This is a genomic window from Candidatus Eisenbacteria bacterium (assembly GCA_016867715.1).
Taxonomy (GTDB): domain Bacteria; phylum Orphanbacterota; class Orphanbacteria; order Orphanbacterales; family Orphanbacteraceae; genus VGIW01.
In genome coordinates this window covers 32,790-40,859 of sequence record VGIW01000022.1, presented here as the reverse complement: position 1 = coordinate 40,859, position 8,070 = coordinate 32,790, and the positions used below count along the sequence as shown (strand labels likewise).

5 protein-coding genes are annotated in these 8,070 nt (G+C 67.1%); all 5 read left to right on the top strand.

Annotation, left to right across the window (positions count from 1 at the left end):
* Window positions 1–121: 121 nt before the first annotated feature.
* The 5 genes from FJY73_06155 (at window position 122) to FJY73_06135 (ending at window position 8,043) form a co-directional block, all read left to right on the top strand.
* Window positions 122–1,081, top strand: a complete 960-nt coding sequence (locus FJY73_06155) for an amidohydrolase (GenBank protein MBM3320241.1) — start codon at window positions 122–124, stop codon at window positions 1,079–1,081.
* Between the two features lie 204 nt (window positions 1,082–1,285).
* Window positions 1,286–3,790, top strand: a complete 2,505-nt coding sequence (locus tag FJY73_06150) for a S49 family peptidase (protein ID MBM3320240.1) — start codon at window positions 1,286–1,288, stop codon at window positions 3,788–3,790.
* 314 nt (window positions 3,791–4,104) lie between these two features.
* Window positions 4,105–5,259, top strand: coding sequence for a hypothetical protein (locus FJY73_06145; protein MBM3320239.1), 1,155 nt, complete (start codon window positions 4,105–4,107; stop codon window positions 5,257–5,259).
* A complete protein-coding gene (locus FJY73_06140) occupies window positions 5,256–5,846 on the top strand; it encodes a hypothetical protein (GenBank protein ID MBM3320238.1) in 591 nt (196 codons plus the stop codon). The genes FJY73_06145 and FJY73_06140 overlap by 4 nt, the downstream gene beginning before the upstream one ends.
* Window positions 5,847–5,877: 31 nt before the next feature.
* Window positions 5,878–8,043, top strand: a complete 2,166-nt coding sequence (locus tag FJY73_06135) for a hypothetical protein (protein ID MBM3320237.1) — start codon at window positions 5,878–5,880, stop codon at window positions 8,041–8,043.
* The last annotated feature ends 27 nt before the right edge of the window (window positions 8,044–8,070 follow it).

Genomic DNA, 8,070 nt, shown 5'->3' with positions numbered 1-8,070 from the left:
CCAACCCCCCCTGGCACCGAAACCCCCCAAAACCGCCTGGCACCGGAGTTGCGTAGCCTGGCACCGAAACCCCCCAAAACCGCCTGGCACCGGAGTTGCGTAGCCTGGCACCGAAACCGCCATGGCACCGAAACCGCCTAGCCTGGCACCGGAACTCCTATCGTATCGCATTTCGTGGAGAGAGGAGCGGGTCCTCTGCTATCCTCCCGCCGTGAGCACGAACGAAGCCACCCGCGGCATCACGGACATCCACATCCACGTGCAGCCGCTCGCCGAGCTCCGCCCCGGCGTGGAGGAAGCGATCCGCCGGGAAGGGGTGGGGTATCTCGACTTTCTCCGGCAGATCGAGGCGGACCCTTCGCTTCTTCTCGCTGAGATGGACCGCGCCGGGATCGAGCGGGTCGGGCTCGTCAACGACGTGAGCCCGGACGTCACCGGTTTCACCGAGGCGTCGAACGACTTCTCGCTCTGCTACGCCGCCGCGGCCCGCGAGCGTCTTCTTCCGATCGCCGGCATCCACGCGCTTCGCGTGCGCGACCCGGAGGGGACCGTCGACCGCTTCATCGAGTCCGGCTTCGTCGCGCTCAAGATTCATCCGCCGCATCAGGGGTATGCGGCGAACGCGTATCTCGACGACCTCGAGGCGCTCGGCCGCATCTATCGCCGCGCCGAGGAGCGCCGCTTCCCCGTGATGATCCACACCGGGACGAGCGTCTTCCCGGGGGCGCGGAGCCGTCTCGGGCGTCCGATCGACGTGGACGACGTCGCGGTCGACTTCCCGCGCCTTCCGATCCTTCTCGCGCACGGGGGGCGCCCTCTCTGGTATGACGAAGCGTTCTTCGTCGCGCGCCGACACCCGAACATCTATCTCGACCTTTCGGGGATCCCGCCGAGGAAGCTGGCCGAGTGCTTCCCGCGCCTTCCCGATCTCGGCGATCGCGTGCTCTGGGGGAGCGACTGGCCCGGGCCCGGCGTGCGCGACTTCCGCACGAACATCGACCAGTTCCTCGCGCTTCCCTTCCCCGACGGATGGAAGGAGCGCGTTCTCGGCGCGAACAGCCTCGCGCTCTTTCCCGCCTGAGAAGGCCGCCCGCGCGCGAAACTCCCCGGCTTCCGATCGCGTAGAGGGAGTTGTTCGCCGAAAACACCCGGCCGGACCGCCTCCGCAAGCGGCTTGGACGGAGCGGCTGCGCGGCCTACAATATCCGGGTCTTTCGAAATCGGTCGGTCCTCATCCTCCCGCGTCGCGGCATCCCCGCGCGCCGGACTGGAGGTGTACGGAATCATGCGTCGAATGCCGGTCGTCCTCGGGCTCCTGTTCGCCTGCGCGTGGAGCGCTCCCGCAGAGATCCGATCTCCCCTCCTCGCCTACCACGGACAAACCGCGTACATCCCGCAATCCCCAAGCGTGAGCGGCGGGGCGGTCGGCGCGTACGCGAACCCGGCATCCTGGGCGACGAGCGGCGAGGGCGAGTTCGCGTATTGGTGGAGCGACGAGAACATCGAGAAGGGAGAGCTGGACAACTGGGGGCTCTCGTTCGGGAAAGGCCTCGGGTTCGCGATGCAGAGGAGTCTTCTCGAGGACGAAGGGGGGACGTTCGGCCTTTACGACTTCCAGCTCGGTCTCGCCGGCGGCGATCGCCGCGCCCACTTCGGCGCGGCGTGGCGCTTCGCGGGGGAGAACGCAGGGCGCGCGGGACGCGAGAGGGCGTTCGTCGCGGGGACGATTCTTCGCCCGAACCCGCGTCTCTCCTTCGGTCTTTCGGGGGTCTTCTCGTCGCAATCGGAACGAAGCCTCGGGATCGCCGACTTCGGGATTCGCCCCCTCGCGAAGCCGTGGATCACCCTCTTCGGCGAGTACTCGATGACCGACGCCGACCGGCTCGAGGACGGCTTCTGGGGCGCGGGGTTCGAGCTTCGTCCTTGGCGCGGGATTCATTTGGGAATGAAGTTTCTGGAGGCGGAAGACGGCGATCCGACGTACAGTCTGAACCTCGGGCTCACGATCGACGGGAGCGGCTTCCACGCCCTCCCCGCGTACGATCAGGACGACAAGCTCGGAACGACCACCTACCTCGTCCGGACGAACCCGCCGCACCGAGGGCTCCCGCTCGCTGCCTCGGCCCGAAAGCTCTTCGGCAAGAAGTCGTACGCGAGGATCGATCTCGAGAACAAGACGATCGCGTATCAGAAGGCGATCTGGTTCGACAAGGAGAGGATCGCCTGGATCGACCTCGCCCGCACGCTCGATCGGATCCGCGAGGAGGAATCCCTCCGGGGGGTCGCGATCAACCTCGCGGGAACGCGCATGTCCCCGTCGATCGCCTGGGAGTTCCGGGAGAAGCTGGGCGCGATCCGGAGGTCCGGGAAAGAGGTCGTCGTGCATATCGATCGGGGAGGGAACATCGAGTACTACGTCGCATCGGTCGCCGACCGGCTCAGCATCGATCCGCAGGGGCGGCTCCTTCTTCCCGGCCTCGCGCTCCAGCGAACGTACATGCGCGGCCTTCTCGACAAACTCGGCATCGGCGTGGACGAGTGGAGGTTCTTCACGCATAAATCGGCTTTCGAGGCGCTCTCGCGGAAGGACATGTCCGACGCGGACCGCGAGCAGCTCGGGCGGCTCGTCGACGTCGTCTACGAGGCGCTGCGGAGCGGCGTGTGCGAGGGGCGGAAGATGACGCCGGGCGCCTACGACGCGCTCGTGGACGAGCAGGCGATGTTCACCGCCGCGAGGGCGTATGAGAAGGGCCTCGTCGACACGGTCGCGCGCTGGGATGCGCTCGAGGATTGGCTGAAGGAAAGCCGCGACGGCGCCCGCCTCGCTTCGGCGCCGCCGGAGGAGAGGATCTATCCGGACGAGCCGTGGGGGCGCCCGCCGACGGTCGCGCTCGTCTACGCGCTCGGCGAGTGCGCGATGGACGAGGGGATTCGCGGACGGGCGACCTCGAAGCACATGCGCGGTCTCGCGAAGAAGAACGACGTCGCCGCGGTCGTCCTTCGGGCCGACTCGCCCGGCGGGGACGCCCTCCCAAGCGACCTTGTCGCCGAGGCGACGCGTAAGATCAAGGAGAAGGAGAAGCCGGTCGTGGTGAGCCAGGGAGATGTCGCGGGCTCCGGCGGCTACTGGATCAGCATGGACGGAACCAAGATCCTCACGACCCCCTTCACGATCACGGGTTCGATCGGCGTCATCGGCGGATGGCTCTGGGACGAGGGGGTCGGGGAGAAGACCGGGTTCTCCGCGGACGGCGTGCAGCGCGGGGAGCACTCGGATCTCTTCACCGGAATCCGGTTCCCGATGCTCGGCCGGCTCCCCACTCGGAACTTGACTCTTGAAGAAAAGGACAGGATCCGCGACATCTTCATGGAGCTCTATGGGAACTTCGTTTCTATGGTCGCCGCCGGGCGCGGGATGACCGAGGCCGAGGTGCGGCCGATCGGCGAGGGGCGCATCTGGATGGGAGAGGACGCGATCCAGAGGAAGCTCGTCGACCGGATCGGCGGGCTCACCGACGCGATCGCGGAGGCGAAGGCGCTCGCGGGGATCGAACCGGAAGCCGAGATCATCCTCGCCGAGTACCCGGAACGGCCGCGCGTCCGCATGCCGAAGATGGGGGGCGGTCCGCTCGAGCTTCTCCTCTCGCCGTTCGCGGAGGCTTCCGCTTCCGGAAGCGAGGAGGACTACGACCTTCTCTATCTCCGCTCGCTGGCGGAGGGGAAGGGAGCGCCCGTTCTTCTCACGCCTCCCGAGGCGATCCCGGAGGGCTGGCGCACGGCGCACGAGTAGGACGCTTCGACCCGACGGCAAGACCTTTTGACCTCGCCGATCGGTTCGTGGTAACCTGAACAATGAACGTGTTTTCTACTACGGTTGCGGATTGCGGCTTGCGAGGCCTCCGTTCCGTCGCCGCTTCCTAGAGTGTAGCTCCGGGGCTACGCTTCCGGGAGCGGCTCGTACCGGTCGGCCTCTCGGCTCGCACTCCGCACCCTCGCGACGAAAGCGCGTCCATCATCCAGGTCCCAGTCCTTGCCATCTCGGAGGTTCAACTCTCTTCGAGGTGGAAGAGACATGTAGTGTTTCTGTCGGATTGCGGAGCGCACATGAACGTGTCGGCGCGCGGCCAGGGACCGTCCGGATTCGAGCGCGATTCGGCGGCGCTCCTCCGGGCGCTGTTTCTTCACCCCTCCACGATCGCTCGCGAGGATTTCGCGCGGTTCTCTCTCCAGTATCTCCGATCGTTCCTCAGGTCGAACCGAAGAGGTTGGGCGTATCTCTTTCGCGGGGAGTTCCTCGATGCGGTCGACGGGGCCGCTGATCGCGCGGTGAGCCTTCTCCTTCGGGAGCGGCGAGGGGGGGGATCCTCCTACCCGTTTCTCGCGAGGGGACTTGAGGGTGTGCGGCGCGCGCGAGAGGGAAACGGAGAAAAGGTCTCGGAGCCGCCGCTGGCCTTCGCGGAATGGGTGCGCGCCGCCCGCGATGAAGACCTCGCGCTTCTTCTCCGCGCGCTCCTCCGGCGCCTTGGCCGGCAAGCGTTGCATGCGGAGTGGAAGGAGAGGAACCGGGAGTGTGCCGGCGTCTGGAGGCGCTTCCGCGTCCACATCGAGGCGAGCCGCGCGCTCGCGCTTCTTCGCGACACGCGCGGATGGATCGTCGCGGGATCTTCGGCGGATCTTCGCCGCCGTCCTGTCTCCTCCGAGGAGGTGCTCGATCTCCTCGGCGCGGGGTGCCGAGACGAAAGGGACGCGGTCCGCGTCCTGGAAACGGGCCTCGCTCCCTGCGAGGAGCACGGAGGCTACGTCTTTCTTCTCGATCTCGTGCGCGCGTTTCATGCCCTCGCGACCGAAAAGATGGCGCATCCGGGCGAGCGAACCGGCGCGCTTCCTCAGGCGCTCGAGGTCCGCCTCGCGCGCGGAGGGCTCCCCGAGTCGCTGTTCGTCGAAAGAGTTGTCCGGACCGTCGAGGCGAAGGCGCGTCTCTATCTGGAAGCGGACGAGCGGAAGCCCTTCATCCCGCCCGTCGACGGCCGTCTCGGCGCGCTTTCCGAGATCGCTGCGGAGATGGTCTGCCGCGATTTCGGGATGGGGCGGCCGTACTGGTCGGGGCTTTCGCAGAAGGGCCTCGTCGGCGAAGTTCTCCCCGGGGTGACCGAGGATCTCTATCGCGATCTCTATCAGAGACGTTTGGACTACACGGTGCGCCGCTTGCGCGGGTGGCTCGCGATGAGGGGCGAACGAACTTCCTTGAGGTCGAAATGAACGGGTGTTGGGACGAGGAACGGATCGAGCGGGCGGCGATCCTCCGGGCGGCGGCGGAGGCGTCGGGTGAGACAAGCCTCCCGAGCGACCTCTCCGCCTTTCTCGATCACGCGAGGGAGTGCTTCCGCTGCGGCGATCTCCTCTCCCTCTTTCTCGAGACGGAGCGCCGCGTTCTCGCCGAGGCCGCGGAGTACATCTCCCCCGCTCTCGCCGCCGCTCCGCCCGGACCGAACGTCATCGAGTTGGAGGAGATCTCCGAGAGGCCCTCCCGCCGGGTCGGACCTCCGGACCGCGAAGGCGCCTATTCCCTCGCCGCGCGACACGCGACTCCCGCATCGGAAGGTCCGGACCGCGCCGAGGGGAGCGCGGTCCGCTCGTTCGCGAGCCGCGACGGTCTCTACCTCGTGCGCGTCTTCACGAACGAGAGCGGAGCGGGTCGAACAGCGGTTCTTCTCGCCGGCGGGGAGGAGGAATCGCATCGCCGCGCGCTTCTCCGCTTCGAGGGCGGAGAGGTCCCCTTCGACGAGTCGGGGCACGCGGTCCTCTCCGAGATCCCGTCCGGTCGGATCCAACTTGTGCTTCCTTGATCGGCCGCACGAAGCCGAGGCGGGGGCCCGCATGAATCCGAGGGAGGTTCACGAGGCCTACGCGGAGGTCGAGGAACTCCTCGCGATCGGGCAGCCTCCCGCAATTGCTCTTCTCCTTCGGGCGCGTTTTCTCGCCGCGGTCTTCCCGCTCGGAGCGACCACGTGGAGCGCATACGGTTTCCGCGCGGCGCAAGGTCTCGCCTCGGCGCTTGCCTCCTCGCCGGCGCATCTCTTCTCGGGCGACTCCCTGGACGAGATCCGGCGTGTTCTCGAGGAGATCCGGAAGCGGCCGGTCCCGTCTCACGCCGCGGAGGCAAGATGGAGGCGCGATCTCGAAGAAGCCGCGCAAGCGTTCGAAGCCGCGGAGCGAGACGCGTCACAATCGCGGAAGGGGACCGGGACCGTTCCCGCGTTCTCCGCGCGCGGTGGGTTCGAGGAACGCGTCCTCGTCCCCGTCGTCGCCTCGGTGCGCGGCGCGGAGGCTCTCTCTCCCCTTTTCCGCGGCATCGCTTGCGGTCTTCTCGTTCCGATCACGGTTCGAGTCGAGGGGATGCTTCGGACCACGCCGGGGAGCGCTCCGGTCATCCTTCGGGGCGTGCCCGGCCAGCGCGAGCGCGAGCTTCGCGAGGTCTTCGCGCAGATCCCTTCGCTCGGAATCCGATCGGTTCCGCCTCTTCGCAGGTGTCTCTTTCGCGTCGATTGGGACGAAGCCGCCGCGAGCCTCGAGGGACGGAGCGCGGAGCTTGGCCTCTTCCTCGCCGGCGCTTCCGCCTACTCCGCCCTCGGGGTCGGCTCCTTGCGCGGGCGAGTGCGGCCGCGGACCGCTTTCACCGGCGTCGTCGAGGGAGACCGCGTCGGTCCGGTCGACGAGGGAACGCTCGCCGCCAAAGTCTCCGCGTGCTTTCACGGTCCGGTTGACGCGCTTTTCGTGCCGGCGGAGCAGCTCGGGGAAGCGGAGAGAACCGCCCGCGTGATCGAGGAGCGGCATCCGAATCGTCATCTTCGCGTGCGCGGCGTTTCGACGCTCTCCGGGCTTTGGAGAGATCCGGATGCGGTCGAGGCCGCGCCGAGGAACGTGCGGGAGAGAGCGGCCGCCGCGGCGAAGCGCTTCCCGATGAGCCCGCTTCTCGTCGGCATCGCGGCGCTCGCCGTTCCTCTTCTCGGATTTTTGATCGTTCAACAATTCGTCTTTGAGAGAAACCTCCCGGTCACCGCGCGATGGGAGGGGAATCGAATCGTCGCCACGAACACGCACGGAAGGGACACGGCGGTTCTCGAAGGCCGCCTCATGCGCCCGGAGATGGTCGAGAGCTGCACCTTCGACAAGATCGGAACGCGACTCGCCGTCTTGGATCTCGACGGGGACGGGAAGAACGAGGTCGTGGCGATGTACCGAGGAAACCCCACCAAGACCGACCTCCTCGCCGCGTTCGACCGAAATGGGACGCGGCGGTGGGAGCATTCGGCGGCTTCCTTCGGTTTCCCGCCGACGGCTCCTTGCGAGGAACTCCAGTGGCTCGCTTTCTATTCCGGGGAACGGCAAGGCGGTTCGCTGACTCTCCTCACGCTGCGCAAAGTTCCGCTGCGCGCGCTCAGCTTCGTCGATCGGATCGACGGAGCGACGGGAGAGCATCTCGGCATGCTGCGGAACGAAGGGCACATCGAGGGCGTGTATCCCGCAGCGGTCGACCGAGATCCGGCGGCTTTCTTATGCGGGACGGACAACGAAACGGGAATGGGACTCCTCTCGCTGATCCGCTCTTCCCGGCTCTCCTTGCCGGAAGGACCGCGGTTTGCGGGCGAGATTCCGTCGCTGACGGACCCGGAGAGCCGGGACCAAGGAGTCGTCGTTTCGATCCGTTTCCCGCTCGACGCCTTCTCTCACACGCGCGCGCACGTGCTGAAAGTCGTCGAGGATCGACCCGGCGTCTTCCGCATCTTCGTGGAGGGCGGGGGGGAAGCGGGGGAAGTGACCTTGAGGAGCATTCTCTATGCGTGCGACTTCTCGGAGCCGAGTCGTCCGTCTCTGGAGAGCGTCCAGTTTACGGACTCGTTCCGCCGGTTGATCTTCAAGAGTCATCCCGACGCGGTCGAAGCGGACCTCGATGTTGAGAGCGAACGGCTCGCGTGTGAGACCCGCTTCCTCACCGCCGAAGGGTGGCGTCCGATCGACAGGCGGCCGTCTGTTTCGAATTGAGCGCCTGCCTTCCGCGGCCCGCGGTAC

What these genes read in the sequence shown, in the direction of transcription:
- FJY73_06145 (MBM3320239.1), top strand. Translation starts at nt 4,105, where the DNA reads ATGAACGTGTCGGCGCGCGGCCAGGGACCGTCCGGATTCGAGCGCGAT.
- FJY73_06140 (MBM3320238.1), top strand. Translation starts at nt 5,256, where the DNA reads ATGAACGGGTGTTGGGACGAGGAACGGATCGAGCGGGCGGCGATCCTC.
- FJY73_06135 (MBM3320237.1), top strand. Translation starts at nt 5,878, where the DNA reads ATGAATCCGAGGGAGGTTCACGAGGCCTACGCGGAGGTCGAGGAACTC.
- FJY73_06155 (MBM3320241.1), top strand. Translation starts at nt 122, where the DNA reads ATGGCACCGAAACCGCCTAGCCTGGCACCGGAACTCCTATCGTATCGC.
- FJY73_06150 (MBM3320240.1), top strand. Translation starts at nt 1,286, where the DNA reads ATGCGTCGAATGCCGGTCGTCCTCGGGCTCCTGTTCGCCTGCGCGTGG.